The 26,986-nt window shown below is 70.1% G+C and carries 20 protein-coding genes and 2 pseudogenes; 11 read left to right on the top strand and 11 right to left on the bottom strand.

Translation table 11 applies throughout. The features are described 5' to 3' along the window. Positions 1-133: 133 nt before the first annotated feature. On the bottom strand, positions 134-667 hold the full coding sequence (locus tag B100_RS0131800) for a GNAT family N-acetyltransferase (RefSeq protein ID WP_024888407.1): 534 nt from the start codon (positions 665-667) through the stop codon (positions 134-136). 587 nt (positions 668-1,254) lie between these two features. Between B100_RS0131800 and B100_RS0131795 the strand changes: the two genes are divergently transcribed. Both B100_RS0131795 and B100_RS37385 read left to right on the top strand, forming a co-directional pair. Next, a complete protein-coding gene (locus B100_RS0131795; protein WP_024888406.1) occupies positions 1,255-2,016 on the top strand; it encodes an isocitrate lyase/PEP mutase family protein in 762 nt (253 codons plus the stop codon). A 761-nt stretch (positions 2,017-2,777) separates the two neighbouring features. Then, positions 2,778-3,044, top strand: a complete 267-nt coding sequence (locus B100_RS37385; RefSeq protein WP_199785310.1) for a hypothetical protein — start codon at positions 2,778-2,780, stop codon at positions 3,042-3,044. Between the two features lie 406 nt (positions 3,045-3,450). Here the strand turns inward: B100_RS37385 and B100_RS0131780 are convergent, their stop codons facing one another. After that, positions 3,451-4,302 carry a hypothetical protein gene (locus tag B100_RS0131780; RefSeq protein WP_024888404.1) on the bottom strand — a complete coding sequence of 284 codons (852 nt, stop codon included), beginning with the start codon at positions 4,300-4,302 and terminating at the stop codon, positions 3,451-3,453. A 246-nt stretch (positions 4,303-4,548) separates the two neighbouring features. Here B100_RS0131780 and B100_RS37860 point away from each other — a divergent pair, with 246 nt between their 5' ends. Both B100_RS37860 and B100_RS37855 read left to right on the top strand, forming a co-directional pair. Next, positions 4,549-4,815: a transposase gene (locus tag B100_RS37860; protein ID WP_078541296.1), complete on the top strand. Its 267-nt coding sequence runs from the start codon at positions 4,549-4,551 to the stop codon at positions 4,813-4,815. Further along, positions 4,779-5,100 (top strand): annotated as a pseudogene (locus B100_RS37855) (transposase); the annotation flags it as partial. The gene B100_RS37860 and the pseudogene B100_RS37855, both read left to right, overlap by 37 nt. Positions 5,101-7,122: 2,022 nt before the next feature. Here B100_RS37855 and B100_RS0131765 read toward each other — a convergent pair. Next, on the bottom strand, positions 7,123-8,166 hold the full coding sequence (locus B100_RS0131765; RefSeq protein ID WP_024888401.1) for an NAD(P)-dependent alcohol dehydrogenase: 1,044 nt from the start codon (positions 8,164-8,166) through the stop codon (positions 7,123-7,125). Positions 8,167-8,260: 94 nt separating this feature from the next. On the opposite strand from B100_RS0131765, the gene B100_RS0131760 reads away from it, so the two are divergent. Further along, the gene (locus B100_RS0131760) at positions 8,261-8,857 is read left to right on the top strand and encodes a TetR/AcrR family transcriptional regulator (RefSeq protein WP_024888400.1); all 597 of its coding nucleotides are present in this window, start codon (positions 8,261-8,263) and stop codon (positions 8,855-8,857) included. A gap of 686 nt (positions 8,858-9,543) precedes the next feature. Next, a complete protein-coding gene (gene qcrB, locus B100_RS0131755; RefSeq protein ID WP_024888399.1) occupies positions 9,544-11,166 on the top strand; it encodes a cytochrome bc1 complex cytochrome b subunit in 1,623 nt (540 codons plus the stop codon). A gap of 251 nt (positions 11,167-11,417) precedes the next feature. On the opposite strand, the gene B100_RS0131750 is transcribed toward qcrB, so the two are convergent. Beyond that, a complete protein-coding gene (locus tag B100_RS0131750) occupies positions 11,418-12,806 on the bottom strand; it encodes an FAD-dependent oxidoreductase (RefSeq protein ID WP_024888398.1) in 1,389 nt (462 codons plus the stop codon). Between the two features lie 933 nt (positions 12,807-13,739). Here B100_RS0131750 and B100_RS0131745 point away from each other — a divergent pair. The 5 genes from B100_RS0131745 (at position 13,740) to B100_RS0131730 (ending at position 17,298) form a co-directional block, all read left to right on the top strand. Then, positions 13,740-14,315, top strand: a complete 576-nt coding sequence (locus tag B100_RS0131745) for a snapalysin family zinc-dependent metalloprotease (RefSeq protein ID WP_024888397.1) — start codon at positions 13,740-13,742, stop codon at positions 14,313-14,315. A gap of 126 nt (positions 14,316-14,441) precedes the next feature. Beyond that, on the top strand, positions 14,442-14,708 hold the full coding sequence (locus B100_RS37080) for a hypothetical protein (RefSeq protein WP_158686765.1): 267 nt from the start codon (positions 14,442-14,444) through the stop codon (positions 14,706-14,708). 246 nt (positions 14,709-14,954) lie between these two features. Next, positions 14,955-15,479, top strand: coding sequence for a DUF488 domain-containing protein (locus tag B100_RS0131735; protein ID WP_024888396.1), 525 nt, complete (start codon positions 14,955-14,957; stop codon positions 15,477-15,479). A 10-nt stretch (positions 15,480-15,489) separates the two neighbouring features. Next, positions 15,490-15,798, top strand: a complete 309-nt coding sequence (locus tag B100_RS36080; protein WP_078541292.1) for an MGMT family protein — start codon at positions 15,490-15,492, stop codon at positions 15,796-15,798. A gap of 93 nt (positions 15,799-15,891) precedes the next feature. Continuing rightward, positions 15,892-17,298 carry an acyl-CoA thioester hydrolase/BAAT C-terminal domain-containing protein gene (locus B100_RS0131730; RefSeq protein WP_024888395.1) on the top strand — a complete coding sequence of 469 codons (1,407 nt, stop codon included), beginning with the start codon at positions 15,892-15,894 and terminating at the stop codon, positions 17,296-17,298. A gap of 75 nt (positions 17,299-17,373) precedes the next feature. Here the strand turns inward: B100_RS0131730 and B100_RS0131725 are convergent, their stop codons facing one another. From B100_RS0131725 to B100_RS0131695, 7 genes and pseudogenes are all read right to left on the bottom strand, one after another. Further along, on the bottom strand, positions 17,374-18,381 hold the full coding sequence (locus B100_RS0131725) for a hypothetical protein (protein ID WP_024888394.1): 1,008 nt from the start codon (positions 18,379-18,381) through the stop codon (positions 17,374-17,376). Positions 18,382-18,430: 49 nt separating this feature from the next. Continuing rightward, positions 18,431-19,739, bottom strand: a pseudogene (locus tag B100_RS34535) (TRAP transporter large permease subunit). A gap of 8 nt (positions 19,740-19,747) precedes the next feature. After that, positions 19,748-20,428: a hypothetical protein gene (locus B100_RS0131715; RefSeq protein WP_106967138.1), complete on the bottom strand. Its 681-nt coding sequence runs from the start codon at positions 20,426-20,428 to the stop codon at positions 19,748-19,750. Then, complete coding sequence (locus B100_RS0131710; RefSeq protein WP_037723906.1) at positions 20,425-22,539, bottom strand: hydantoinase/oxoprolinase family protein; 2,115 nt, start codon at positions 22,537-22,539, stop codon at positions 20,425-20,427. The genes B100_RS0131715 and B100_RS0131710 overlap by 4 nt, the downstream gene beginning before the upstream one ends. A gap of 277 nt (positions 22,540-22,816) precedes the next feature. After that, positions 22,817-24,445 (bottom strand): FAD-dependent oxidoreductase, encoded by a 1,629-nt coding sequence (locus B100_RS0131705; RefSeq protein ID WP_024888391.1) that lies wholly within the window; start codon positions 24,443-24,445, stop codon positions 22,817-22,819. A 257-nt stretch (positions 24,446-24,702) separates the two neighbouring features. Beyond that, on the bottom strand, positions 24,703-25,791 hold the full coding sequence (locus B100_RS0131700) for a LacI family DNA-binding transcriptional regulator (protein WP_106967137.1): 1,089 nt from the start codon (positions 25,789-25,791) through the stop codon (positions 24,703-24,705). A 160-nt stretch (positions 25,792-25,951) separates the two neighbouring features. Next, a complete protein-coding gene (locus B100_RS0131695; RefSeq protein WP_024888389.1) occupies positions 25,952-26,929 on the bottom strand; it encodes a MerR family transcriptional regulator in 978 nt (325 codons plus the stop codon). Positions 26,930-26,986: the final 57 nt, after the last annotated feature.

Raw genomic sequence — 26,986 nt, 5'->3', positions numbered from 1 at the left:
TCAGTGTGATGTCCCGAGTTGTCAATGAGTGATGAGAGGCACGCGGGTTCGAGGAACCAACTGCCTTCACATGCGGTGGCAGCCCGCAGCAGCGGCGCGGAGCGCGGCCAGGGTGTCATTACGAAATGATCAGTCATGCCTGGAACTCGGTCAGGTCGATAGCGTGAACGCGCAGTGGGTAGCCGTACATCGGGTGTGCCGTCTCCCGCTCGGGCAACATGCCCAGCTTGCGGATGACGTTCTCAGAGGCATTGTCCCCAACCCGGCTGATGCTGATGACGCGGTCCAGGCCGCGGTCCTGGAGCGCGAACTCCAATGTGGCGTGCGCGGCTTCGGAGGCGTATCCCTGACCCCAGAACTGTGAGCCCAGACGCCAACTGATTGCCACGGCGGGCATCACCTCCGGCAGGAACTCGGGCACCGACAACCCCGTGAAGCCGATCAGTTCGCCCGAAGCCAACAGTTCGACGGCGAAGAGCCCGAAGCCCTCCTCGTCCCATCCCTCCTCCCAGCGTTCGATCTCCTCGGCCGTGTCATCCAGGTCGCGCACCGAACCGTCGTCGACCCAGCGCATAACCCGTGGGTCCGCGTTGATTTCCGCCATCGGCGCAAGGTCATCGTCGTGCCAGCTACGGAGGAGAAGACGGGGCGTGCGGATCTCGGTCATGCCCCCATCCTGCCGAAGGAAGGGGCCTCATCCGTAATCCGCCGCCCCGGGCGGCGACGATCACACCGCGGCGACGCCGCTGATCCCGGGGGGCGCATGATGTGACGGCGCCCAGTCGGCCCCACGGACACGGGCCTGCTCCCGCCAAGCCTGGCGCGCGATAGCCATCGGTCCGCGTCCGACGCCCGCAACTCGTCGCGCAAGCAGGCGCGGCTGAAGCTGTCCGCGCGGGCCGAAGAGAAACGCGCCACCGCTCGCGCCTTTTCGGACAGGATGAGCAACCGGCAGACCCTTGAGCGACTGCACCTCAGCGTCACGACCGTCAAGGCCTACATCGGCTGTCGCCAAGCCGGCCGTCGGAACCCGCACCACGGATCGCGTTGCCACGTCCACGACCCGCGGGGCTGTGCGGACGGGGCAGCAGCGGGAGATGGACGAGGGGGCCGATCCACGGGACGCATCACTGCTTCATTCCTACGGCCCGTCGAGCTCCCCGGCCCGATCGGCCACCAGGAGTCCGTCCTCCCGTCACCGGGCAACGCCTGTCGGCACCTTGTCCGCGGCGATCCCGGGGTAGCGTCCCTGGCATGGTCTCTCACACCACCGTTGAGCGCGCTCAACGCCTCAAGCAGTTGCACGCCCAGCACAAGCCGCTCGTACTGCCGACCGTCTGGGATGTCTGGTCCGCGCGCACGGCAGTCGCCTCCGGCTTCCCCGCGCTCACCGTCGGCAGCCATCCCCTCGCCGACTCCCGGGGAGCCGACGACAACGAGGGGCAGACCTTCGAAGAGGTACTCGCCGCCGTCAAGCCGATCATCGCCGCAGTCGACGTCCCCGTCTCCGTGGACCTGGAGGCCGGATACGGGCAGAAGCCCGCAGACCTCGTCGCCGGACTCATCGAGGTCGGCGGCGTCGGTCTCAATGTCGAAGACACCGTCCACTCGGACGGTGGCCGCGTACGCAGCACGCAGGAGCACGCAAGCTACGTCGCCGGCCTGCGTACAGCGGCTGACGACGCAGGTGTTCCGATCTGGGTCAACGGGCGCACCGACCTCTTCATGCACGCGCAGGATGCTTCCGCCGTTCTCGACGAGGCGATCGAGCGACTGCGGGCCCTGGAAGAGGCCGGCGCCGACAGTCTCTATCCAGTGGGTATTCAGGACGACGACGATTTACTCACGGCGGTGATCGGCACCGTCACCGTTCCTGTGAATGCCACGGCCCATCCCGTCAGGCACGATCTTGAACGTTTCCGCCGTCTCGGTGTAGGCCGGATCACCTACGGCCCGCTGCTGCAATTCGCCATGGCGGACGCGATGAAAGACATGCTCAAGCGGTGGGCACCCTGAGGAGTCGGCCGGACTACGGGCCGGCTACCGGTGTCCCTCTCTTGCCGCGGAGGTGACCGACGCGGAGGTGAACCACCTCTGCGGAGTTCGGTCCCGCTGAACGGGGCAGCCCCGAGTGGCCGTTACCGGCCTTCGGGGCTGCGCGGTGCCCTTGTGTCCGGAGCCCAGGTTCACCTTCGATGCGTTCGCCGTCGGTGGTTCCGACTTGCCGGGCGCCGGAACCGAACCACCCGAAAATGTGGTGGGTGCGGGCTCCCGCAGGGCTTTCATGCCGTCGGCCTGGCGGACGTGGCGCCACAGGCGATCCTGGCCCACGAGTACGGCCACCAGGTGCAGTGCCGGAAGGATCTGATCGCAAGTCGGCTCGTCGGCGCGGAGGCCGGCAGGCGGACCGAGTTGATGGGGGATGCCGTCGGCTCGTAACTAACCCCCCAATAGGAACGGATGACCATGTGACTGCTGCTCGAGCGTTCGTTGATGTGGCCATGGAGACAGTCGGTTGCCGCTGTGGATCGTGTCGGACAAACATATTGAGTGATCCGCAAGCCGAGTGTCGCTTCCAGCGGCTCCTTGGCCAAGCTGGGGTTGCCGTGCCGGGACGTCAGGCCGGTACGGAGGAGTTCGATGCTGGGCTCCACGACGGCGTCGGCACGCACACCCTTGGTGCAATTCGTCACTGACAGCCAGTTGGGAGAAGTAGGGGAAGGCGAAGCGCGCAACGGGTTGTCGTTGCGGCCGCAGCGGCGACGGGCACACTGACAGTGCTTCTCGCCACCGGATGCTCCTTCAGTGTGGGTAACGCGGAGAAGGAGAGTGAGACGACGGCCAGCGAGGACGCAACCGCCGCTGAGGAAACTCCGGTCGAGGACAAGCCGACGGCCGAGGAAACGCCGGCCGGCGACGACCCCGCAGTATCCGGAAACACGGGCACCGACGAGGGCGGGGCCGTCCACAAAGCCCGAGTCGCGCAGACGGTCTCCGACAAGCTTGCCGCAAACACCGGCAAGCGTCCCGACAAGGTCACCTGACCTGAGCGCCTCCCGGCCCGGGTCGGCGCCACGATCCGCTGCAAGCTCACAGCCGGCAGCGACACCCTAGGTGTCACCGTCACCACCACGGTCAACGGCGAAGAGGTCAAATACAACTTCAAGGTCGACGACAGCATCCAGTGATTGCTCCCGCTGGACGCACGGGGCCCGGAGCGGTTGATACAGATCAGAGGCTGGACGTTGCCTGTGGGCCGGTGCCACGGTTCTGTCCGGGGCCACGGCTTGCTCTTGCGCCCCCATCAGGCAGCCCTTCCTGGTTAAGCCCACGACCGGCGAGAAGGGGCAGGGGCAAGCACTGAGCGACTGAGTCCGCAGGTGACGGGTCCGCTGCGAGGGGCGACCAGGACACGCATGCCGGTCGCCGGCGAGTGTCCGTACCGGACCCTCACTTGTGCCGTCGCAGCTGCCCGATGGTGAAGGCGAGTGCGAGCCGGGAAAGGAAAGGCGGGCCGGCGGGTTCCAGGCGCAGCACCCATTCAGGCATGCGGCTGGCGCTCCGGGCCGCTATCACGCCCCGGTCGTCCCGGAACTCGTAGGCACCCCACTTCGTACCCGGGAAAGGTTCGACGGAGCCCACCCATGTACCGTCAAGGGCGAGCAGCGTGTAGCCGCCGGGTCCGTTTTCGCCGGCCCTGCGGATGATGTGCCCGGACACACCGGAAGGCTCCCATACCACCAGTTCCGGCGCGGACCTCCCGGCGCGGCGCATCTCGACCCGGAACAAGAGCTGTCCTGCGGGGTCGCGTACCTCCCAGTGCCTCGTCTTCACCCCGGGGGCAGCAGGCACGGGCCGGGGGAGCGTGACCACCGACGCCGAGCACCGGCCGTCGGGTGTGTGCACGCCCTTGCCCGTGACGATCAGCACATTCCCGGGGGCACCGGGTTCCGCGAGGAGCTGGCGGGTGCGCTTCCCTGCCCGGACCTGCATCACCGTCAGGGTGCTGAACGAAGCGAGCCAGACCACCGACAGGGAGACAGGCGCAGCGGCAGCCTTGAGGCCGGGAAGGTACGGCCCCAACGGGCCGACGCGCACCTCGACGGTGCGTCCCTCGTCGCTGTGGCTGAGACCGTAGATCCCGCCGGAACCGGTGTCACCGCCGGCGGTGCGCCATGTCCCCGTGCACTTGAGCGGGGATCGGCCGGCTCCCCGGTGGCACTCGGCGACCTGCGCGGTGGCCGGCTCTCCGGCCACGAAGGTGTACGCCAGCACCGTGGGCCAGAAGAGTCCGCCGATCATCGCCAGGGGTATAGCGGCACGGGAAAATCGCATGGTGCAGCAAACCACAGTGGCGGATCGGCAGGCACACACCTGAGGCGGCCTGCCCAGTTCCCCGACAAGTGCCGTCAGCTCGATCCGCCGCCGCAGACTCGCACTATCGAGGTGGGATAGCGCAGGCGCGGTGTCACGTACACGACGTTCCGAGGAATCACCGAGGCGCTTGAACTCAAGGGCGCTCGACGCCCAAAGCTTCACCGCCCCGCTGTGGCTGGGGGAACGCTCCAGGACGGTGCTGACCGACGTCGGTCGCTGGAAATCACTGTGCCTCGCGACAAGGGCGGCTCGTTCGAACCGAAGATCGTCAAGAAGCGGCAGAAGCGCCTGACCGGGGTCGACGAGATGGCGATCTCGCTGGCGGCGAAGGGCCTGACCACCGGCGAGGCCCAGGCCCCGCGGCGACCGAGGAGGTCGCCGTGGAGCGGTTCGCCGAATTCGCCGACGCCTGGGGCCGGAAGAGTCCGGCGATCGTGAAGCTGTGGGAGAACGCCTGGGAGGAGTTCTCCCCCGTTCCTTCGCTTCGACACCGAGATCCGCCGCATCGTCTGCACCACCAACGCGATCGAGTCGGTGAATGCCCTTATCCGCCGGGCGGTCAAGGCCCGCGGGCACTTCCTCAACGAGCAGGCCGCCCTGCAGTGTGTCTACATGGCCATCATGTCGCTCGACCCCACCGGCAGGGGCCAGGCTCGCTGGACCATGCGCTGGAAGACCGCGCTGAACGCCTTCGACGGCCGGCTCTCAGCCGCCCTCCAGTAACTCAACCGCCCTGGTTACACCGTTCGTTTGACGGACCCCTTCGAGACGCATTCGAGACGGCGAGACCGTGGCACCATGTACCGCATGACGACGAACCGAAAGGTCCATGCCGCCTAGACGGCCAGGACAGATCCGAGCAAGCGCCCCCGCCGGCCACCGGACAACCGGTGCAAGGCCAGTCATCGACGGCCTGTCTTCGCGTGCACTGTCCGAGATCATCCGTCTCGAGCACACCCGCAACTATCTGCAGCCAGGCGACGTCAGCGCGGCAGTGGGCCTGTGGAAGGACTACGTCCACCAGCCCGAGCGGGATCTATGGCACGACTACGAGTGGGGCAACGTGCACTGGCACTGCTGCGGCAACCCTCTCGAAGCTCGAGCCCTCCTCGACACCGTGACGCAGGCCATATCGCCACGAAGCGCCCGCGAACTTCGAAAAATCGTGAGCCGGTCAGACGCCGTCTGGAATTTTCCCTCCCCGCCCTACGACGCGGTGCCGTAAACCAACTACGGGCAGCAGCGCCGCAGGTGCCCAGCCGTGGCAAGATGATCGCATGCTGATTCGAAAGGGCGATGCCGCGTAGGCGTCCGAAGGCCCTCCGTGCACAACGGTGGCGGCCACAGCGGCAGTATCCGGTCCTGAAGGTGCGCGGTGTCTCCGCGCGAACTCGTGCAGCGATCCGCCGGGTCGAAGACCAGCACATGTGGCCCAACGCGGTTGCGCATGCGCTCTTACACGTCGAGCGGGCTTTCCGGCAGCCTGGACGCTACTTGGACGCCTCCGCGTTCGACTCGCCGGGACTGGGAGATGCTCGTGATGATCTCGAGTGGGCGATGCGGCACCTCCCGTTGGGCGCACGAACGGACTTGGCGCGGCTGCTCACACGCATTGATGCGGAGCTCGAGCGCCGGACGTTGCCGGATCCCGCCCTGATCGAGTTGGCCATGGGCAGCTGGTGGTGGACCAGGATGCGGGACCTGTGACGGGCGTGCGCCCCCCACCTACTGCGGTAGCTCACCCCTGCTTACAAAGTCGTCATCGATCGGGTGGACCAGCACCAGCTGACGCGCGCCGATGAGGACGGGGAGTGGTGACCGTGCTCGGCATCGGGTCCGACGGCTACCGCGGCCGTGGAGCACGGTGCGAGACGGCTGCCTTGGCGCCGGACTCCCGGCATGCCTTGCAGTCGTTGCGGTTCCTGGGGAGTGGCGGACGACCACGATGACCCGGCACGTGTCGGCATCGATGACGGCTTGGCGGTTGGTGGAGAACCAGCAACACCCCAGCGGCGGACTCAGTGGTCGGCCCCGGTGAACCACGTTCGTTCCGTCGCCGTCCCGTATAACGCTGTGACGTGGGAGTTCAGCCTGCGTTACTGTCTGCCGATGGAGCTCGAGAAGCCGAATGAGTGCCCGCTTCATGGTGCTGGGGTGAGCGCGCAGAGCTTGGTGGGTCGTCGGCTCATGGAGGTCGTCGGCTCGTGGCATTTGTACGGCAGTGATGGTCCTGCAGGCCCGATGGATGTGTGGCTGATCGATGACCGCGGTGCCGTCACCCACCTCACGAGCGGATCGGATGGGTGTCTGATCGTTGAGGCGTCGAAGCCGCACATCGGCTACGACATGGGCGTCTCGGGGCGCGTCACAGTGGGAGCGATCGGTGAGGGGACGCCGTTCGCGGATCACATCGGGGAGGATGTTTTGGCGGTGCGGGAGGAACATGCGCACGCACCGCAACCCGCCGGAGGGAGGCCTGGACGGCCCGGATGCCGCACCTCATCCAGGCCGGGTGACCTGCGGAGGGCCGGGGCGGCCAGGCGGAGCCGGGGAGAGGCCGTTGTGCCGGGCAAGGCCACACCACTTGCGCCACTGGTGCGATGACGGCACTCCTTGCAAACGACCACTCCCCGCACGGGCGTGCCTCCGAACCTGCTCGACGGATCTCCCCGCCCGGCACCTGACCCGCGCCCGGACGCTCTCGTGGTTGTCGCCGTACTTGGTGTCGGACAAGCCGCGCCTCGGTCAGTCCAGGTCAGACAGGTCGAGCACGAAGCGGTAGCGGACGTCGTTGCGCTCCAGTCGTTCGAGAGCAGTGTTCACCTGGGACGACGGCAGCAGCTCGATGTCGGCGGTGATGCCGTGCTCAGCGCAGAAACGCAGCATGGCAGCGGTGGACGGACGGCCGCCGCTGCCGGCGGAGCTGAGCTTCTTGCGGCCGATGAGCAGGTCCATGGTTTCCACAGTGACCGGTCCGAGGTGGCCGAGGAGGCTGAGCGTGCCGTCCATGGCGACCACAGGCAGGTACGGAGCCAGGTCGTGGGGGGCGGAGATGGTGTCGATGACCACATCGAACCGGTCACGGACCGCCTTCATCTGCTTCGGGTCGGTGGACACCACGAATCCACGCGCCCCCAGGCTGCGTGCTTCGTCGGCCTTGTCCGGGGTCCGGCTGATGACAGAGGTCGCGGCGCCGAGCGCGGTCGCCATCTTGACCGCGAGGTGCCCCAGGCCGCCCAGCCCGGCCACGGCCACGGTGCTGCCCGGGCCCACTCCGAGCGCCTGCAGTGGTTCCCAGACGGTGACGCCGGCGCAGAGCAAGGGAGCTGTGGCGGCTGCGTCGAGGTTCGCGGGGAGGTGGTAGGCGAATCGATTGTTCACGACGTACTCGCGGGAGTACCCGCCCAGTGTGGTCGACCCGTCCTGCCGGTCGGTTCCGCCGTAGGTCAGTGTCGGGAACTCACGACAGAAGTTCTCCTGGCCGGCCTGGCACATGCGGCAGATGCCGCACGAGTCGACGATGTTGCCGACTGCCACGGGGTCGCTCGTGGAGAAGTCGACAACCGCGCTGCCGACCTCGGTCACCACACCTGTGAACTCATGCCCGGGTACGAGCACGCCGTTCGCGTCGCTCTCGTGTGCCCGCAAGGCGTGGAGATCTGTGTGGCAGACACCGCAGTAGTCGACACGTACCGCGATGTCGTCCGGGCGCAGGTCCCGGCGCTCCATCGCGGCGCGGCGCAGAGTCCGCGTCGCGCTGTCCGCCTGCCATCCAGTCGTGGAACGCATCTCTAACTCCTAGGACAGACTGTTCGGTCTATTTGACCGTAGAGACATACGAGCCAAGAAGCAAACAGACGAGTCTGTCTGTTAAGGTCGGGGTATGCCTGTCCAGCCATCGAGCAGCCGCGGAGTCGCGACATACCAGCGCATCGTCGACGCCGCCACCCAGGAGTTCGCCGAGTACGGCATCGCTGGTGCACGCATCGAGAGGATCATCGCCGCCGCACGCACCAACAAGGCACAGCTCTATGGCTACTTCGGCAACAAGGAACAGCTTTTCGACGCGATCTTCTTCGCTTCACTGGAGCGGATCACCAATGTCGTCCCCATCGACGCCACGGACCTCGCCGACTGGGCGGTGCGCCTGTACGACGAATACCTCAGCCGCCCCGATCTGATCCGGCTCGCTACCTGGGCGCGCCTGGAGCGGCGCCCGACGGGGCATCTCGTGGCGGACCACGATCGCTACGACGACCACAAACTGCGCGCCATCGCAGAGGCCCAGGCCGCCGGGCGCATCAGACAGGGAGACCCCTTCGACGTGATGGCCATGGTCATCGCCATGTCCATGGCCTGGTCGCCCGTGAGCAACGTCTACGCTGCCTCAGCCCAGGAGCCCACGAGCGTGCACGACCAGAGGCGCACCCTGCTCCGAGACTGCGTAAGCAGCGCCGTCGCGCCGGACCGGGGAGCCTGAGCACACCAGACTCGAACCTCAGATCCTTCAGTTGGTCGTTGTCGACACCGTCATCCCCAGCCACCCCGCCCTCGAACAGGCGCTGGCCGGCTGACCGCACCGGGGCAGACGGACCGATGCCTGCGCAGCGGACACCCGGTACAGGAGTGAGCAGCCAGCCGAGCCGGGACGGCAGGCAAGTCCCCACGTCGATCACCGGCCAGGGTTCGCTGGTCAGCACCGGGTGCCGGAGGTCAGCCTGGGCCACCGGTTCTTACGCGCCGCTCGGGATACCTCACCGCAGTATCGCCGCCGGGCTCTTGCGGCGAGGCCGCCACCACCCGCCGTCCGGACACGCGCAGGTTCGCCCTCCCCCGGCACGGTGGCAAGGAACGAAGACCGGTCGGTCTCAGACCTACGCTCGCTGCCCCTGTGGACACGCGCCGAAGCGAACTACTGAAGTGTCCACGCTCGCGACTCGTGCGGCGCACCGAAACGCGCGCCATGATCCTCAGCAGCACAGAATGGGCGCGGACCCAGGGTCCTGTGGCGGGGAGCGCCTGAGCTCTCCCCGCCACGGCGTCACCTACGACCTGACTGACTTCCTCGCCTCACGTCGATGCCGCGGCCCCGCAGCCCACCGGCCGGCCGATGGCGTCAGGATGACGCGCCATGCTTCGGGTGGTGCATGGATGAATGGTGAAGAGATGGGCGATCACTACCGGTCCGCAGCCGGGCCGATGCACGGGGGCGCCGGCGAGAGGCTCGCCCACTGGGTTGACGGCCGACTGGGTCACCGCCGCATCATCAGCTCCGCTCGACGTCTCGCCTTCCCCGACCACTGGTCGTTCATGCTCGGGGAAATCGCTCTCTACAGCTTCGTCGTCCTTCTGCTCACTGGCGTCTATCTGAGCTTGTACTTTCACCCCTCCTCCGACCTGGTGGTCTATCAGGGCAGCTACGTCCCCCTACGGGGCCGGCTCGTGTCGGAGGCGTTCGACTCGACCCTGCACCTTTCCTTCGACGTGCGCGGCGGCCTGCTCCTACGCCAGGCACACCACTGGGCCGCGTTGATCCTCGTCGCCGCGGTGTTCGTGCACATGCTGCGGGTCTTCTTCACCGGCGCGTTCCGCAAGCCGCGTGAGCTGAACTGGGTCGTGGGGTTCGCGCTGCTCGTGCTGGCCATGTTCGCCGGTCTGACCGGCTACGACCTGCCCGACGACCTGTTGTCGGGGACCGGGCTACAGGTCGTGAATGGCACGCTCCTCTCGATTCCCGTGGTCGGCACGTACCTGTCGTTCTTCCTCTTCGGCGGTGAGTTCCCCGGCGACGACCTGATCGCCCGCTTCAACACCATTCACATCTTGGTCATCCCCGGGCTGATGGTCGCCCTCATCGTCACGCACCTCATCCTGGCCGTACGCCACCGGCACACTCAGTATCCCGGGCCGGGCCGTACCAACTCGAACCTCGTCGGGATGCCGCTGCGGGTGTACGCGGTCAAGGCGAGCGCATACTTCTTCCTCGTCTCCGGTGTGATCTTCTTCCTCGCCGCAGTCGCGCAGATCAACCCGATCTGGAGCTACGGCCCCTTCCGCCCTGACCACGTGTCCGCCGGGTCGCAGCCCGACTGGTACATGGGCGTCGCCGACGGCTTCCTGCGCGTGATGCCCGGCTGGGAGATCGACATCTGGGGTCACACCTTGGCCTTGGACAACTTCCTCCCCCTGCTGGTCGGAGTGCTGCTCTTCCTCGCCATGGGCGCCTATCCCTTCCTGGAGGCCTGGGTCACGGACGACGACCGCGACCAGCATCTCCTCGACCGCCCTCGTAACCGCCCGGTGCGCACCGCCTTGGGAGTGGCATGGCTCAGCGTCTACACGGTGGCCCTGATCGGGGCGGCCAACGACGTGATCGCCACCCACTTCCACGTCTCCGTGAACGCCGTCACCTGGACCGTGCGCGTCGGGCTGTTCGTCGCACCGCTGTCGGCCTTCGTGATCACCAAACGGTGGGCGCTGGGACTGCAGCGCCGCGACCGTGACGAGGTGCTGCACGGTCGGGAGAGCGGCGTCATCAAGCGCCTCGGGAACGGCGAGTACGTCGAGGTTCACGAGCCGCTCAGCCAGGCGCGTCTGCATGCCCTGACGGCGCACGAGCAGTACCACCCCTTGCCTGCGGCACCCGTACAGCACGCCGGCGGTCGCGCAACCGCCCTTGCCCAGCGCCTGCGCGTCAGACTCAGCCGTGGCTTCTACGGGCCGGGCACACAGGTTCCCAAGCCCACAGTGGACGAGTACGAGGAGATCACCGGTCGGCACGGAGTCTGAGCCGCGACACGGGAAAGGACGATCGCGGCGGAGTCGGGGTCCGGCACGCACAGTGCGGCACCCGAGGGACGCTGATGGCCGCGCCTGTATGTCCCGGGAATCCCGAAACCGGCGACCTGGTCGTGGACCAGTCGACGCTCGATACGCGCCTCGCGCCGTCCGGTGCGCCCTCAGGCGACTGTGCCCACGGCCACCGGCACCCGGCACCGGGCACCGGGCACCGGGCACCGGGCACCGGGCACCCAGCAGGGTCAGTCGGTCAGGGCGCTGAACAGCATGTTCAGGCCCTCTGCCATGGTGGGATGGGTGATGATCGAGTCCCTGAGCAGCGTGTACGGTGCGCCCGTGAGCATGGCGGTCTGCACCACGGTCAGCACCTCCGAGGCGTCCGGGCCGAGCAGGGCGACGCCCAGGATGCGGTCGCTGTCCCGGTCGACGACGGCCTTCCAGACACCCCGGGTGTCCCGCAGCGTGCGAGCGCGTGGAACGGCGGCGACCGGCATGCGCGCGACGCGCACGTCGTGGCCCGCTGCCCGGGCCTCGGTCTCGGTCATGCCGACCCGGGCCAGTTCAGGGGTGGTGAAGACGTTCCAGGGCACCAGCCGCCCCGTGGTCCGCCGGTCGGCGCCGGTGATGTTCGCCTTCACGATGCGGTAGTCGTCGAGGGAGACGTGCGTGAACTGAGGGCTGCCTGCGACGTCGCCCACCGCCCACGTGCGCGGCGCCGATGTCGCCAGCCGGTCGTCGACCTTCACGAACCCGCGAGCGTCCGTGCGCACGCCTGCCGCGTCGAGGTCGAGTTCGCTGGTCACCGGCTCCCGGCCGACGGCCACCAGCACGTCCGTGCCGGTCACCTCCGTCCCATCGCTCATCCGTACGGTCACGCCGGACGGGCCGCTCGAGACCTCGGTGATGATGACGCGCGTGTGAAGTCGAACGCCGGCATCCGCGAGAAACCCTGCCACCGTCTCGGAGACGTCCGGGTCCTCCCGGGGCAGCACCCGCTCACCGCGGTGCAGCATCGTGACCCGGCTGCCGAAAGCGGCGAACATGTGGGCGAACTCCAGCCCGACGGAACCACCGCCGATCACGACGAGGTGTTCGGGGATGCGGTCCAGGTGCAGGAGCGTCTCACTGGTGAGGGGAGCTGCCTCGGCGAGCCCGGGGATGTCGGGCATCGCGGGTGTCGTGCCGGTGTTGATCACCACGTCCTTGCCTCGCAGGACTCGGGTGCCTCCGTCGTTCAGTTCGACCCGCACGGTGCGTTCACCGGTGAAGCGGGCGGTTCCCAGGACGAAGTCCATACCGCTGTCGAGGAACTGTCGGTGGTTGAGGTCCACCATGCCGGCCACCACGCCGTCCTTGTGCTCACGCAGGAGTGTCAGGTCGGCCACGGGCTTGCCGGCGCGGACACCGACCTGCTCCGCCCGGCTCAGACTGTCGAGGAGCCTGGCGCTGGTCACCAGGGTTTTGGTGGGGATGCATGCCACGTTGATGCACGTACCGCCGATCATGCCGCGCTCCACCATGGCCACCCGCTCGCCGCTGCGGGCCATGTCCATGGCGAGCGTCTTGCCGCCCTTGCCACCTCCGACGACGAGCAGGTCCACGTCTTCCACGCCGGTGTCTGCCTGTGCCATGTCTCGCTCCTCCACCACGAACGCCGTACCTCCCCAGCCTCGGCCGTCCACCTCTCGACCGCATCCGCTGGACGACCGTGCCGAACCACCGCGCGCGGAAAGCGAACGCACCATCCCGTGCCTGGAAACGAGTCCCTCGGACACAGGACGTTCCTTCCCGCGGGGTGGGTCCAGCGGTCGGTCCGGTTGTCGGCGCACTGGGATCTGGACCACACGCACGGCCCGCTGCCGCGCGGCCTTCGCAGGAGGTGACAACTCGCCACTTCGAGGCATCGCTGCGGGGAGCGTCATTCGGACCCCTGCGGACGCGGCGTGCGGGGATGCCGAGCTGGAGTGCCGGGCAGGCGTACCGTGCCCGGGGACGACTGCCCCTGCGGCAGCGACTGCCGCTGACCAGCACACCTCGGCACACCTCGGAGGCGGCATCGGCGGTGAGGGCCTGATCGGTGGTCAGGCGGGGGGCAGACCGTGCTCGTCTCCTTCGTGCCGCCCGGGCAGCTGCCGCCGGTCCGGAGGTGGACGTCGGCCTGGGACAGCCTTCGCCCAGGCCGTACCGCGCGTGGAACCCGCGCAGGAAGCCCGGGCGTACCAGGCCGCGTTCCCCAGCAGACGCAGCGCGGCGGGGACGAGCACGCCGCGGACGGCGGGGGCATCGATGAGACGAATCTTCCCCGGGCGACAGTCGGCTATCGGGTGGTCGCGCCGTAGAGATGTGAGCAAGTGCAACGACGGGATCGAGTTGCCGCGCGCGTCACCGAACATGGCGCGAAATTGACATGACAGGTACATGACTGATCAAGGTTGCTCGGCGTACGATCGCATGGCCCTGGAGGGGCGGTCGACGGTGCGTCCGGCCCCACCGGACAGCTCAGCCGCTCCTTTGCGCACCCGGCGCCGCCGGGGCCGGACTCTCCCCACGGAACAGGAGCAGCAATGCCCCTCGTCACATGGATCAAGGCAGGCACGTCCGCGACCGCGCTCGTCCTCGCGATGGCAGGTGCCGCGTCCGCCGCCCCCGCCGTCGAACAGCCCGACGCCCAGGCAGCGGTGGTGACCCTTCGCTACGACGACAGTCGTGCCGCGGGCTGGGAAGCCGCCATCGCGGCCGGGGTCGCCTCGTGGAACGCCAACGTAAGCAACGTGAGGCTGGTGGAAGCGGCACCTGGCGGCGCCGCCGAGATCGTGATCGTCGCGACGACGGGCTGGCCGCAGGCCACGCTCGGCCCTGTCCGGCCCGGCCGCCAGGTCCGCGTCGAACTCGGCAGTCAGGCCGTGAGCGACGGTTACAACAAGACCCGGATCGCCGCCCACGAACTGGGGCACAGCCTCGGTCTGCGGGACACCAAGCCCGGCCCGTGCTCTCAGCTGATGTCGGGCTCCAGTGCCGGCACGTCCTGCACCAGCGCCGTCCCCAACGCGACCGAACGGTCCCGCGTGCAGTCCTACTACGCGAGCGTCTTCGCCGCCCCTGTCGTCACCGACGGCCGGACCCTGGTCGACGCGCCCTGACTGATTCGGCCGCGACTCGACATTCGGACGGGCCGGCCCGGTGGCCGCGCCGCTGGTTCCGTCGGCGGTAGCGGCCGTTCTCCTCCTCACGGCCGGAGCCCTGTTCCGGCGGTGGATTCGTGCCAGGTGCTGCCGAAACTGCTCAGGTTCGGCAGCACCCCGCTGTCGTCGGCGCTGTGGTTGAACGCTCCGTCGGAAAACTACGGGCCCCACCTCACCGCTTCAACGGGGCGCGGACGGTACGGACGCTCAGGCGTCGAGGTTCTGACGGTTGGCGAGCAACGCGACGAAGACTTCCATGAGGTCCATGTCTTGATCACTTCGCGCGGAATTCGCCGCACCCTGGTCCACCAGAAGGAATGCCACCTGGTCCGCAAGACGTGGAACCGGTGAGCGCAGAGCGCAGGTGTTTCAGGGGCGTCCTGTCCGACGGCCTTCCGAGCGGGGACTCTCCGACGCCACGCCACAGAAACGGACCGCAGCACGTGATCAAGTACGAAGAGACACATCTCGTTGCCCCGGGAAGGGGAAGCACAATGGAATACAGCTGATGCCGCCGGCTCTCGCGCCCGCCCATGTGGGCGGCTTCCCATAGGCCGGGAAGCCGTGTGACCTCTGGCGGCGTGACACGGAGATGTGATGGCGAACCGCGTATACACCATCGGGCACTCGACCCGTGCCTTCGACGAGGTCCTGTCGATGCTGCGGGAACATGAGATCTCCCACCTGGTGGATGTCCGTTCCTTTCCGGCATCGCGCACGTTCCCGCAGTGGAATCAGGACGCGATCGTCGACGCTCTCCCCCCTGCCATCCAGTACCGGTGGATCCGGGAGCTGGGCGGCAGACGGCACACCCCCAAAGGCGTCGAGAGCGTCAACACGGCGTGGCGGGTAAAGGCGTTCCGGGACTATGCCGATCACATGATGAGCAGCGAGTTCGAGAAGGGGCTGGGTGAGCTGCTCGACCTCGCCGCGCACGGGCGGCCGGTGATCATGTGCAGTGAGGCGGTGCCGTGGCGCTGCCACCGCAGACTGATCACTGACGCGCTGATCGTCGCCGGTACGGACGTCGTCCACATCATGTCGGCCACAGTGGCGAAACCGGCGTCCTTGAACGAGAACGCGGTCGTCCACGACGGCCGCATCACCTACCCTGCGCCCTGAGGTGCGTGAGATGAGTACGGATATCGTCGCGGAGGTCCGCGAGGCAGTGGCGGCCATCCCGTCAGGAAGCGTCGCTTCCTACGGCGACATCGCGGAATGGATCGGAACGGGCCCTCGGCAGGTGGGGCGGGCGATGGGTCTGCTCGACGAAGGCGTGCCCTGGTGGCGCGTGGTCCATGCCGACGGTACGCCCGCGACGTGCCACCAGGGTCAGGCACCCCGGCTGCTGGCCGAGGAGGGGACGCCGATGCGCGGCGCACGAGTGGACATGCGACGCGCACGGCATCGCGGGAGGGGACCTCTCCCGCCATCGTCGTAGCGCCCATGGTCGTGGTTCGTCCGAACCGCCGATCGGAGCAACGGTCGATCCGGCCGGTGGAGGGCCCTCCACACCCCGCTTACGTTCGCAGACATGACGAACGCATCGACCGACCGCGCGTCCGCGCCCAGCCGCCGCGCCGCCCTGACCGGCCTGATAGGCGGGGCCGGGGCGGCCGTCCTTGCCGGTTGCGCCGCCCCGGAGGGGGTGAGGCCCGCGGCCGCGCCCGGCCGTGGCGGCAACCCCCGGCCCACTGCTCCCGACGGCACCCCGACCCCCGGGGTAATGACCCTGTTCGACGACCCCGCCTTCAACTTCAACGGCCTCCTGGCGCTCGGCGGAGCCGGCTCCGGCAGCGCCGAGGTGGGCGAGGTCCTCACCGCCGTGAACGCCATCAACCGGGCCGGCCTCTCCTCGCAGGCGTACGTCCGGACGTTCCGTGAGCTCGGCGACCGTCTCATGGTCCCGCCCCCGGGCAGCAGGCCCGACGACGCCACCAGGCGCTCCCGCGCGCTGCGCGCCGCCCAGTACTACGGCCAGGCCCTGTTCTTCGTCCTCGGTTCGGACGCCCCGGGCAGCGAGGAGGACCTGTACCGGGCGGGCCGGCGGGCTTGGGAGCGGTTCTGCGACCTGTGCGACCCGGAACCGGTGCGCGCGCAGGTCCCGTACGGCGACACCACCCTGCCGGTGTGGTTCTTCCGGCCGGAGCCCTCCGACCACTGCCGCCCGACCGTCATCCTCACCAACGGCAGCGACGGCCAGAACGTCGACATGTGGACCTATGGCGTCGCCGCCGCCCTGGAGCGCGGCTGGAACGCCTTGGTCTACGACGGCCCCGGACAGGGGCAGCTGCTCTTCGTGGACCAGATGGTCTTCACACCCACCTGGGAGAAGGTCGTCTCCCCGCTGATCGACTGGCTGGAGACGCGGCCCGACGTGGAGACCCGGCGGATCGCGCTCACCGGCCTGAGCATGGGCGGCGACCTGGCGCCCCGGGCCGCCGCCTTCGAGGACCGCATCGCCGCGCTGGTCGCCATGCCGGGCTGTGTCGATCCGTGGCTGGGCTTCCCCGCGGAACTGCGGGAGATCCTCACCCCGGACAAGGAGGAGACCAACCGGATCTGGAACGAGGAGGTCGTCCCCGAGCTGACCCCGGACGAGGCGGCCACGCTGCGGAAACGCTTCGAACCGTTCTCCGTGGAGGCGATGCTCGCTGCCCGCCGGGACCGGACCTTCACCGACTTCTGGACACCTGCCCGCCGGATCACCTCACTGGACATCACCGACGTCGTCCCGCGCATCACCATGCCGACGCTCGTCCTCGACTACGACGACGAGCAGTTCTACCCCGGCCAGCCCCGGCAGATGTACGACGCCCTGGGCGGACCCAAGGACTACCTGAAGCTCACCGCTGCCGAGGGCGCCCAGCTCCACTGCTCCCCCATGGCACCCCAACTGCACTGCGAAGTCGTCTTCGACTGGCTTCAGCAGGTGCTCTGACCCCTCACCCGACGCACCCGGCCCCGCCCACGGCGGTGCGGGCGCGGGCCGGACGGGACGTGCGCATCCGGTCCGTCAGCGGGGTGAGGGCGCCGTGCCGCGGGCCAGCGCGATCGCCCCCGACAACCGCTCCCCCGCCTCGTACACCATGTAGGGCACGCCGCCGTCCGTACCGAACGAGGGTGAGGCCGCGCGTCCGTTCTCCGGCGCCGCGCCGCCCGAGGCGTAGAACACGCCGAGGTGGTCGCGGCGGGAGAAGTCGTTGCCCACCTCGGTGATCAGGATGTCGCCGCCGCTGCCCTTGTCGGTGTTGTAGACGACGTACGCGCTGCCGCCGCGGGTGAGCAGGTGCGGACCGCCGACGTTCACCGCGCCGACCGCGGCGTGGTCGATCAGGGGCCGGTCGGAGAACTCCCAGGTGCGGCCGTCCGGTGACCAGCCCCAGCCGATGTCCCGGTGGTCGGAGGTGGTGTTCCACATGAACAGCATCACGTAGCGGGCACCGCGCGCGGGCAGGTCGTGCCGGAAGACCCGGGCGTAGGAGGTCTCGGTGGTGCCCGCCGGCATCATCGACGTGCTGAGGACGGTCTTGTCGTAGGTGAAGTGCACGCCGTCCTTGGAGCGGGCGAGGCGGGTGGTGGTGTTCTCGCCGTGGAAGTACAGCCACAGCTCACGGACGTCGGTGTTCCACAGCACGTGCGGTGAGGAGACGTGGCTGACCTTGTAGTGCGGGGACCAGTCGTTGCTCACGATCGGGTTGCCCGGGTACTCCGTGAACGGGCCCTCCAGCGAGTCGCCGTGGGCGAGGCAGATGCCGCCCGGCGCGTCGTGCGGGGCGTAGTACAGGTAGTAGCGGCCGAGCGGGGCGCTCAGCTTGTCGTAGACCCCCCTCACGCACGGGAAGATGATCTCCCCGGTGGGGTTGTAGGAGAGCCGTCCAGGGGTGAGCAAGGTTCGGACGTGGCGGTAGTCGGGGAAGCCGCCTGGGGCGGCGGTGGCCGGGCGGGCGCCCTGCGCGCCGAAGGCGAACACGGCGCCGCCGGCGGTGGCGGTGCGCAGGAAGGTGCGGCGGTCGAACGTCATGAGGTCACGGCTCCTTCGGACGGGGGGCGGGGTGCGGATCGTGCGCGGCTCACAGCTGGGTGGTGGCGGTGACGATCAGACCGCCGAGGGCGACGCACCACACGTAGGGCAGGGTGCGGAGCATCACCTGTTGGGGGCCGACGCCCGCGTACTGCGCCGCCCACACGGTCTGGGTGCTCGTCGGGTCGCTGACGCCGAACACCTGGTTGTAGGAGGCGGTCAGGCCGAGCACGGCCACGGCCGGGTAGATGCCGGCGGCGATGAGGACCCCGGCGATCCCCGCGCCGAGGCCGTACACGTTGAGCGGCCCGCGGTACAGGCACAGCGGCACCAGCAGCGTGAACACGAGGACGAAGACGACGGGGTTGCCCGGTGCGACGGCTTCGACGAGCGGGTTCAGCGCCTCGACGGCGCCGGGGAGCTTCACCGCCGCGAGCAGGACACCGATCGCGACGAAGAGCGCGATGGGCGGGGCGGCGACCTCGAATCCCCCGTAAAGGGTGCGCAGGAGCCGCTTGTTGAGGTGTCCGGGACGGGTCGTGGTCAGCAGGGCCCACAGCACACCGGCGAGCATCGACGGGATGACGGCCACGTCGAAGCCGAGCGCGAGGACCAGCGGCACGAGGGGGGGCGAGCAGCGCGTACCAGGGGGCGTCGCCCATCCGGCGGGCGCGGGCGCGCCGCCGCTCGCGGGGGCTTCCGCCGCCGGTGCGCTCGGCGGCCGACGTGAGCGACCAGGCGTGTTCGACGCCCTTGCGGCGGGACTCCACGAGCACGAACAGCACCGCGAAGAAGGCCGCGAACGGGAACAGCTTGAGCATGTAACTCTTCACCGTGTCGATGGGCAGTTCCAGCGCGGTGGAGAAAAACTGCCAGACGGGCAGTTCGAAGGGCATACCGGCGGCGATGCCCATGAGGATCGTGCCGGCGGCGGTGGTCTTCGGGATGCCCACCGCGATCATCGCGGGGATGCCGATGATGCCCGCCATCATCGCCGCGGGCGCGGAGCCGGTGACGGTGCCGACGAGGGCGGAGACCGTGAGGACACCCAGGGCGACGACCGTGGGGCGGTCGCCGCCGAACTCGACGATCTTGCGGACCAGGGTGCCCGCGATGCCGGTCTCCTCCATCAGCTTCCCCAGCCAGGAGCCGATCAGCACGGCCAGCATGGTCGCGGCGAGGGCCGGGGCACCTTCCTGGAGGACCGTGTCGAGGATGCTGTTCTCCCCGGTGAGCGGCGCCCCGGCGGCGACCGCGATGGCGACGCCGAGGAGGACCAGCGCGAAGGCGGTGGGGAGCACGCGGGCCAGCATGAGCCCGACCCCGGCGAGCATGAGCAGCAGGATGACTATTCCCATGGCGGGCCTCAGTCCTCTCGGAGGGCCTGGACCGCGCCCATCAGCGCGGCGGTGAGCAGGAGCGGGGTGCGGCGCAGGCCGCAGACGGCGCCCGCGTAGGCGTGCGCGACGAGTTCGCCGGCCCCGGCGACGTGCCCGGGAACGCGCAGCGGGCCGATCCGCAGGGCGGTGTGCCCGAGCCGGTCGCGCAGCGCACGGCGCGCGACGGTGTCCTCGTGCAGCAGGCAGTGGGCCCGCTCGTGGGCGAGGGCCGCGGCCCGCAGGGAGCCGGCGGGGTACAGGTCCCGCCAGCCGAGGAGGTCCACCAGGTGCTCGCCGAGGGCGAGGGTGTCGGTGAACAGTTCGACGGTGGGCACGGGCCGGGAGCGGTACCGGGCCAGGAGCAGCCGGTCCGCGCCGCCGGTGGTCTCGACGACGCGCGTCCCCGGGGCGCCCGGACCGGTGTCGTCCGGTGCGCCGGCGGCCAGCTCGGTGCCGAACTCCGCCGCCGTCCGGGCCCATGCGCGCAGCAGTGTCTCGCCGCGCGTCTCGTGCCCCGGAGTGTTGGCGAGCAGCCGTACGCCGAACTCCGTGTCGTCCGAAGCCGCGAGGTGCGCGCAGGCGGTGCGCAGCTCCTCCCGGCGGGCCGGGGGCAGGGTGTCGAGCGGGGAGCCGGCCGGGGCCGGTACCTGGGGTGCGCGGGTGCTCATGTGCGTACCTCCAGGACCGCGACGACCGGCTCGTCGGCGGCGCGGGACCGCAGTTCGCTACGGGCGAGGGCCAGCAGCGGTCCCGCCTCCAGGACGCCGGAGAGGTCGGCGATGCGGGAACCGAACAACAGCCGCAGCGCCGGGGCCCGCACTCCCCCGTCGCCGTAGGAGGTGGTGTCGCGCACCAGACCGGCCAGGAGTTCCGGTGCTTCGCCGACGGTGGTCGGGGCGACCGTGGCGTCGGCCGCGTGCAGCCGCACCACGCCGTCGGCGTCCAGCACCCGCACCGGGTGCCGGGCCTTGCGGAAGCGGCGGCGTCGGACGGTGCCGTACACGGTGTGTGCGGGCGTGGCGGCGAGCACCTCGACGGCGGCGGGATCGGCGCGCAGGCTCGCGGCGGCCAGCTCGAGCCGCTCGGCGTCGTCGGCGCGGTGTGCCAGGCCCTGGGTGCGCAGTTCGGTGGCTCCGGTGGCGACGGCCCGCACGGTGTTGGTCTGCGGGTCGACGGTGACCTCCACCTCCACGGCGGCGGGATCGGCGCCCTGGGCGACGACGGCGGCCTCGGCCTCGGCACGCACGCCGAGGATCTGCTCCTGGGTCGCGCCGGGGACGATCCGCTCGATCTGCTCGCGGACGAGAGCGAGGGCCACCCCGATGGGGCTGATGACCTCGTTGTGCCGGGCGATGCGGCCGGGCAGACCGGTGTCCGCGGCCAGGTGCGGGGTGACCGAGGCGGCGCCGCCTCCCCCGCCGACCAGTACGGCGGTGTCCCGGTCGAGTCCGTAGTCGCCCATCATCGCCTCGGTGACCTCCCGGACCTGCCGTACGCCCGCGTCGAGGAACCGGGCGGCGGCCCCCTCGACGTCGGTGCCGAGGGCGTCCGCGAGCGACTGGAGGGCGGCGCGGGCGACTTCGGGGTCGCAGGCGGCGAAGTCGCCGGCGGGGACCCGGCCCAGGGCGTTGGCCGCGCAGGTCAGGGTGAGGGCGAAGCGTCCGCCGGCCGCCTCGACGACCACGTAGTCGTCCGGGTCGCCGTCGAGGGGGGACACGGTGGCCAGGGTGGCGCCGGCCAGGTCGTCCAGGGTGGCGAAGCAGGCGTACGGCAGGCCGGCGATGTGGGCGCTGCGCGGCCCGACGGCATGCAGGCGGCCGTCCGCGACCCGGGCCATGGAGCCGCCTCCGACGCCGACGGTGCGCACGTCGAGTGCGGACAGGTACGACGGTCTGCCGAGGATCGTGGCGTGCCGTACGGCGACCTTGCCGCGGCGGACGACGCTGATGTCCGTCGAGGTGCCTCCGGTCTCCAGGAAGACGCCGTCACTGACCCGTTCCCGCATCAGCGCGCCGGCCACCCCGGCCGCGGGGCCCGACAGCACGGTGAGCAGGGGGCGCCGGCGCATCTCGTCCAGCGACATCACGCCCCCGTCGCAGCGCATCACCATCAGCGGCGCCGTCACCCCTGCGGCCGTGATGCCGCGGTCCACCAGGTCGGCGGTGGCGAGCATCCTCGGCAGGATGGCCGCGTTGACCACGGCGGTCCTGGTCCGCTTGCGCAGCCCGTACAGGGAGGTGATCTCGTGCGCGGCGGTCACCGGCAGCCCTCGCTCGCGTGCCACGTCCCGCACGGCGCGCTCGCCGTCCGGGTCGTCGACGCCGAACGGCTCGGTGGCGACCAGCACTTCGGCCCCCGCGGAGACCACCGTGTCGACGGCCGTGCGGACCGCCGCGGTGTCGTCGGGGTCGGCGACGTGGGCGTAGTGCAGCGGGAGGGATTTGCCCGGGGTGAGTTCGAGGGAGGCGAGCCCGGCGAGCCGCCGGGTGGGCAGGGCGCCAGGACCGGAGCCGATCCCGATGAGGCCCACGGGTGCGACGTCGCCCTCCAGAAGCGCGTTGGTCGCCTGGGTCGTGCCATGGGCGAGGAACGCGACGTCCTCGGGGGTGCGGCCGACGTCCTTCAGCAGCCGGTCGAGTGCCTCGACGATGCCGTGGGCGACACCGTCCTCGTGGTGGTGGGTGGTGGGAACCTTCACCTGGGCCACCAGAGCCAGGGTTACGGAGTCGACGGCCACGGCGTCGGTGAAGGTTCCTCCGACGTCGATGCCGACGCGGATGCGGTGCGGGTGCGGGGTCGGGTCCGGGGTCGGGGTCGAGCTCGGGGCTGGGGTCGGGCTCGGGGTTGGGGTCGAGCTCGGGGCTGGGGTCGAGCTCGGGGCTGGGGTCGGGCTCGGGGTTGGGGTCGGGCTCGGGATTGGGGTCGGGCTCGGGGTTGGGGTCGGGGCCATGGGAAAACACCTCCTTGTGTTCGTGCGCACGGCAACGGACGGTGCGGCGGGCGGGCGCGGCTCCGGAGCCGTACCGCCCCGGAGCCCGGCGGGCGGGTGCGAGGGCTCAGTAGCCGCGTACGTCGGGCCAGTGGCGCTGCACGCCGGCCCGGTCCAGCACGCGGGTGAACTCCTCCAGCCGCTTGTCCTCCTCCTGGACCTGGTGTGGGCGGACGCCCTCCTCCAGGCAGTGCGCGGCGAGCGCGCCGGCGACCTCGCCGATGTTCCATTCGACCGGGTGGAGGCGGTAGCAGCCGTTGGTGATGTGGGTGGTGCCGATGTTCTTGCCGGCGGGCAGCAGGTTGCGCATGCGGCGGGGCAGCAGTGCGCCGAGGGGGATCTCGAACGGCACCGAACCGATGTCGATGTAGTTGTCGCCGCCGGTGGAGGGGTGCAGGTCGATGCGGTAGCCGCCGACACCCACGGAGTCACGATGACGGGTGCCCCCGTACGGGCCGACGAGGTCGATGGCGACGTCGTGCTCGGTGACGGTGGTGACGGCCTTGATACGGCGGGACTCACGGACGTAGGGCGCCTTGGCGAGACCGTCGGCGGTGCCGGTGACGTCGGGACGCAGCCGCAGGCCGGGGAAGCCGGTGCCTCCGTCGGTCCTGGGTGCCTCGGTCTGGAGCCAGTACAGGACGGACAGGGAGAGCCGCCGGGCTTCCGCCACGGCAGCGCGTGACGTCTCCTCGCCGGCGCCGATCAGCGGCTTGAGCCAGTAGTCGTTCAGTGGCCAGTTGACGAGCGTGATGTCGGAGTCGAAGGCGCCGGGGCGGTGCAGGGCGCGGGCCAGGATGCGGCGGAAGCCCCACAGTTCCTTGTCGCCGGCGTCGGCGCTCTGGTCGGCGTCCACGCGCAGGGGGTCCACGTCCGGGTTGGGTACGAAGGTGCGCGGCACCGGGTCGAGGGAGCGGGGGTCCGGGGCGAGGAAGCCGAGGAGCGGGCCCGGCCAGAAGTCGGGCCGGTAGGAACGCCAGAAGCCGTAGTCGGCGGGGCGGTCGATGGTGTGGTCCTCGCCCTCGTGGTGGGAGAGCGCGAAACAGACGGTGATGCCCTGCTGGTTGAGCGGGTCGGCGGTGTCGGGGGCGTGCGGCTCGTCGTACTCGGAACGGGCCTCGGCGCCCACGGCGTGCTCTGCGTCTGCGAGTTCGAGCAGTTCGCCGGTCTCCGTGGCATCCAGGACGTAGGGGGCGGCGACGGTGTGCCTGGATCCGTCGCGGACGTCCTCCACGGTGACGGCGCGCAGGACGTCGCCGTCGGTGTCGGCGGCGACCGGCCGGGTGTGGGTCAGCACGGTGAGCCGGCCGGCCGCGATGTGCGGGGCGAGCATCGACTCCAGGACGGTCAGGGCCACTCGCGGTTCGTGGCAGAGCTTGCTGACCCGGCCGGCGCCGGGGTTGAGGTGGGGCAGGTCCCGGGCCTCGGCGCGCAGCGGGTACCACTGCCGGTAGTACGCGCGGATCCCCTCGCGTAGCTCCCGGTAGGCGGCCGTGACACCGAACTGCTCGACCCACGGGTGCTCGTCCGGGGGGACGGCCTGCGCGGTGAGCTGTCCGCCGATCCAGTCGCTCTCCTCGGTGAGGAGGACGGTGCGTCCGGCGCGGCAGGCGGCCAGCGCGGCGGCGACGCCGCCCGTACCGCCGCCGGTGACGAGGACGTCGGTGTCGGTGGGGGTTCCGGTGGGGATGGGCATACGGTGCTGGCTCCTCGCGGGGTGAACGGCGTGGGGTGGGACGCCGTGGGGCGGGTGTGGTTGGGGGGCGGTGGGACGGGCCGGGGGTGAAATGGGCAGCGGTGGTCCGTCGGTGGCGTGGCGACGGTTTCGTCGGGGCGGGGAAGGTTCGCCGTCGGCCTAGCGGGGTGGCGTCAAGGGGTGAGGTGGGCGGGCGCGTCGGGCGGAGGGGCCGGTCCGATGGTCGGCGCGGGCCGTCGTCCGCCGGCCTCCGGGTTCTAGCGGGGTGCTCGGCCGGGTGGCGGGGCGGTGGTGGGTCCGGGCCGGAACGCACAGGCCACCAAGGGCTCTTCGTGCTCCAGTCCGGACATCTGGGCGATGAGCAGGCGGACCGCGGCCGCACCCAGATCGGCACGGGGTACATCGAAGCCTGTCGGTGACTGGGCGGTGGCCAGATCGGCGGGCGGGGACCCGAGCAGGGCCAGGGACAGGTCTCCGGGAACGTCGAGACCGGCCTCGGTGACGGCGGCCTGCAGCGCTCGCCAGACCGCTCCGCTGTCCGTCTCCTCCGTGATGAAGGCGGTGACGCCTTCGTCCAACCGCGTGCGCACCCACTCGGGCGTGATGTCGACCTCGGGGTGCGAGGTGCGCACCACGACGGCCGGGTCGTCGGCACGATCCTGGTGGCCGTACCGCGCGAGCCCGACGCGGAAACCTCGCTCACGGTCGGTGGACGCCAGGGCGTCGTCGTCCTCGCGAACGAACAGGACGCGGGTGTGGCCCAGTTCGGTGAGATGCCGGACGACTTGGGCGGACGCGGCGACATAGTCGGCACCGACCCAGGCGAGTCCCTGCGGCTCGTCACGGCGGCCGATGTGCACGGCCGGGTAGCCGTCGGCGACGAGCTTGCCCAGCTGGTCGTCGGGGACGTGCCGGCCGAGGAAGAGGCATCCGTCCGCGAGCCGCACCCGGTCCAGCGCTCCCGGCTCGTGCGCCTGGGCGCCCCCGGAGCTGGAGCCGGTGAACAGCACCAGGTCGTACCCCTGGGCGGCCGCCTCCTGCTCCACACCGACCAGGAACGGGTAGTAGGAGTGTTCCACCGCGGTCGGGAAGGTCGCGGTGAAGCTGAACACGCCCAGCAGGTTGTTGCGGGCCGCCGCGAGCCGCCGGGCCGCGGGGTCGGGCACGTAGCCCAGTTCCCGCGCTGCGGCCAACACCCGGGCGCGGGTGTCCTCGTGCAGGGCGATGCCCTGCTTGTTCCCGCCGAGCACCAGCGACACCGTCGTCTGGGACACGCCGGCGAGCCGGGCCACCTCCGCCTGACGGGGCCGGCCACGACGCTGCCGTGACGGCACCTTTTCAGCCATGCTCAAACCTCCGGACGGCCCGCGACTAATGCGCATTAGCGGGGTGTCGGGCGGAAGCCCGGGTGCGCTAATGCGGATGAGTGAGCAACAGTGCTCCCGCCCGGCAGGACGGTCAAGGCACCCGGGACGACTAATAACCGACTAATATTTCGCGCCCTCGTCACACCGCCGCGGGCAGCGGAGTTCCCGTCTGTGCGGCCAGGGCAGCGAGCAGCCAGTCGTGGGCGGTGCCGGGTGTCGGTTCGGGGCGTCGGCCCGGCTCGGTGACGACCTCGGCCACCAGGCTCCAGTACCGGTCGATCCGTGGGTCGCCCGCGAGCTGCCCGGCCAGTCGGCGCCGGAACTCCGCGCTGTCCCGGACGCCGTACGCGCGTGTGTACGCGTCGACGAAGCTGTCCAGGGCCTCGCCGGGTCGCGGGCCCCGCTCCCGCCGTAGCTGTACACCCGCCAGCTCGTACGACTTCGCCAGCCCCGCGTACAGCAGAGTGGACTCCCGGGCGCCGGCGGCCCGGTGCGCCGCCGGCTGGGGCTGGACAGCGCCCGGACACGGCGCGAGCGTCAGGGCGTTGAGGCGGGCGAAGGCCAGGACCTGCGCCGGAGCGGGGTCCTGCGGCGGCTGTGGCACCGCGATGTCCAGGAACGCGTCGACCGACCGGCGGGGCATCCGCGGCGGAAGCCAGCCGCGCCAGAACCGGACGAGCGGGGCCGTGCCGGGCGGGACGGACAGGCGCCCGATCAGCCGCAACCGGTCGGCCCTGTCCCTGGGGGCCGACTCCTGCACCAGACGCAGCGCCGCCTCCCTCCAGCGCAACGCCTCCATCTCGCTGCCGAGTTCACGCAGCCGTCCGGCGACCGCATCCTCCAACGCGCCGCCTTGCGGCCCGCTCTCGCCGCCGGCCGCGTCCTCCTCGTCGAGGACCCGGCGCGCTTCGGGGACCGAGAGGCCGAGCGCGCGGAGCGAGCGGATCAGGCGCAGCCTGTCGAGTGCGTCCGAGCCGTAGCGCCGGTGCCCGCCGGCCGTGCGAGCTGCTTCGGGCAGCAGACCGCGGTCGGAGTAGAAGCGGACGGTCTTGACGGTGACACCCGCCCGCGCGGCCAACTCCCCGATACCCCACAAACCGTCGTAGGACGTGAGCACTTGAACCTCCCTCAAGGGGAGTTCCTACGGTACCTGCGGCCGCGGGCCGGTCATCGG

This window comes from Streptomyces sp. CNH189 (genome assembly GCF_000527195.1).
This window is presented reverse-complemented; position numbering and strand designations above follow the sequence as displayed.

Excerpts from the sequence above, each read along its gene's own strand:
- B100_RS0131730 (WP_024888395.1), top strand. The coding sequence starts at position 15,892 with ATGACGAACGCATCGACCGACCGCGCGTCCGCGCCCAGCCGCCGCGCC.
- B100_RS0131735 (WP_024888396.1), top strand. The coding sequence starts at position 14,955 with ATGGCGAACCGCGTATACACCATCGGGCACTCGACCCGTGCCTTCGAC.
- B100_RS0131745 (WP_024888397.1), top strand. The coding sequence starts at position 13,740 with ATGCCCCTCGTCACATGGATCAAGGCAGGCACGTCCGCGACCGCGCTC.
- B100_RS0131705 (WP_024888391.1), bottom strand. The coding sequence starts at position 24,445 with ATGCCCATCCCCACCGGAACCCCCACCGACACCGACGTCCTCGTCACC.
- B100_RS0131725 (WP_024888394.1), bottom strand. The coding sequence starts at position 18,381 with ATGACGTTCGACCGCCGCACCTTCCTGCGCACCGCCACCGCCGGCGGC.
- B100_RS0131800 (WP_024888407.1), bottom strand. The coding sequence starts at position 667 with ATGACCGAGATCCGCACGCCCCGTCTTCTCCTCCGTAGCTGGCACGAC.
- B100_RS0131795 (WP_024888406.1), top strand. The coding sequence starts at position 1,255 with ATGGTCTCTCACACCACCGTTGAGCGCGCTCAACGCCTCAAGCAGTTG.
- B100_RS0131760 (WP_024888400.1), top strand. The coding sequence starts at position 8,261 with ATGCCTGTCCAGCCATCGAGCAGCCGCGGAGTCGCGACATACCAGCGC.
- B100_RS0131700 (WP_106967137.1), bottom strand. The coding sequence starts at position 25,791 with ATGGCTGAAAAGGTGCCGTCACGGCAGCGTCGTGGCCGGCCCCGTCAG.
- B100_RS36080 (WP_078541292.1), top strand. The coding sequence starts at position 15,490 with ATGAGTACGGATATCGTCGCGGAGGTCCGCGAGGCAGTGGCGGCCATC.
- B100_RS0131750 (WP_024888398.1), bottom strand. The coding sequence starts at position 12,806 with ATGGCACAGGCAGACACCGGCGTGGAAGACGTGGACCTGCTCGTCGTC.
- B100_RS0131765 (WP_024888401.1), bottom strand. The coding sequence starts at position 8,166 with ATGCGTTCCACGACTGGATGGCAGGCGGACAGCGCGACGCGGACTCTG.
- B100_RS0131780 (WP_024888404.1), bottom strand. The coding sequence starts at position 4,302 with ATGATCGGCGGACTCTTCTGGCCCACGGTGCTGGCGTACACCTTCGTG.
- B100_RS0131715 (WP_106967138.1), bottom strand. The coding sequence starts at position 20,428 with ATGAGCACCCGCGCACCCCAGGTACCGGCCCCGGCCGGCTCCCCGCTC.
- qcrB (WP_024888399.1), top strand. The coding sequence starts at position 9,544 with ATGGGCGATCACTACCGGTCCGCAGCCGGGCCGATGCACGGGGGCGCC.